Annotated in this window: 1 protein-coding gene; it reads left to right on the plus strand. The window is 43.3% G+C overall.

Translation table 11 applies throughout. The annotated features are described in order from the left end of the window. The coding region (locus FC65_RS10680; protein WP_056972723.1) for an IS4 family transposase at window positions 1–1,297 on the plus strand (1,297 nt) is incomplete at its 5' end. Window positions 1,298–1,378 lie beyond the last annotated feature (81 nt).

Consider the following 1,378-nt stretch of genomic DNA (forward strand, 5'->3'; position numbering starts at 1 on the left):
TTTTTCTAAATTGGTACACCTGCCCGCGATTTTACGCCGCGCTAATATCACAAAAACCCGTGGCGTGCGGGTCACCGTGCTCTTTGAATGGCTACTCACAACGATTTTCAATCGTTATTCAATCTATCGATCCGAAGAATCTGCGGGTTTCTCCAAGCGGACAGCTCGCAACTGTCTAAACAATGTGCACACCAACTGGCAACGACTTGTTCTACTCGTTGGTATCCAATTGATTGAATACATTCAGAATTTTACTGATGCGCGTCGGCGCCAAGCGCTAATCATTGATGATTCACTGTTTAAGCGTGAATTTTCAAAGAAGACGGAGCTATTAGCCCGCGTATTCGATCACGATCAGAAGCGCTATTTCAGGGGATTTCGCACCCTAACTTTGGGCTGGAGCGATGGCAATACGTTCTTACCACTACAATTTGCGTTAATGTCAACTCGCAATATCAAAAATCAGTTAGGTCGTTTCAAATCTGTCGACTGCCGTTCCTTATCGGCTCGGCGTCGTGCTCAAGCAACTCGCAAAATGAGCGATGTCGCCCTGGAGTTAGTCGATGAAGCAATTGCGTCAGGTATTAAGGCCAAATACGTTCTTTTTGATAGCTGGTATTCTTCACCTCGCATGTTTTCAGAGTTATTAAAACGGCATCGTGACGGGATTGGCATGTTGAAAAAGACTAAGAAAGTGTACTTCCGTTATCGTGGTCGCGAAATGGACGTCAAGCGGCTATATAGTATTCTGCGGCGGAGTAAATGGTCGACCAAAACGACTTACCTTTACAGTCCAATTGTAACTTTTGAAGTCGATGGGCAAACCATGCCAATGAAGCTCGTATACGTAACTAAGCGTGGTCAATCAGACCAATACCTAGTCTTAGCGACGACCAAGTTAAGCTTAAAACCTGATGAAATTATTCAAATGTATGGTCGGCGTTGGCAGATTGAATGCTTTTTCAAGGTCGCAAAACAATATCTTCAATTCGATCAAACACAAATCCAAAGCTACGATGGGTTGTGTGGCCATTTGGCAATGGTTCTGATGGGATATGACATCTTAGCGCTGGCGGCGCGTGAAAACAAAGACGAACGTACACTGGGCGATCTGTTTTATGACTATGGCCGACCAATGCCGGACATCGATGTAGCTAAAGCTTTGAACTGGTTATTAGAAACTATTACTGGTCTAGGTAAAAAATTCGCCATGGAAGCAGCCGTTTTAGACGCAATTTTTGATGAATTTATAAAAGCCTTACCAAGTAGTCTGGTAAAACTACTCGATAAGGCCTAAAAAGTAAAAACGACTAATTTATGTAACCGTAACTCAATGATACCAATGAGTACGGTCTGTTTTGGTACTTTCAACCTTTAG

It is taken from the genome of Ligilactobacillus acidipiscis DSM 15836 (assembly GCF_001435755.1).
GTDB classification, from domain to species: domain Bacteria; phylum Bacillota; class Bacilli; order Lactobacillales; family Lactobacillaceae; genus Ligilactobacillus; species Ligilactobacillus acidipiscis.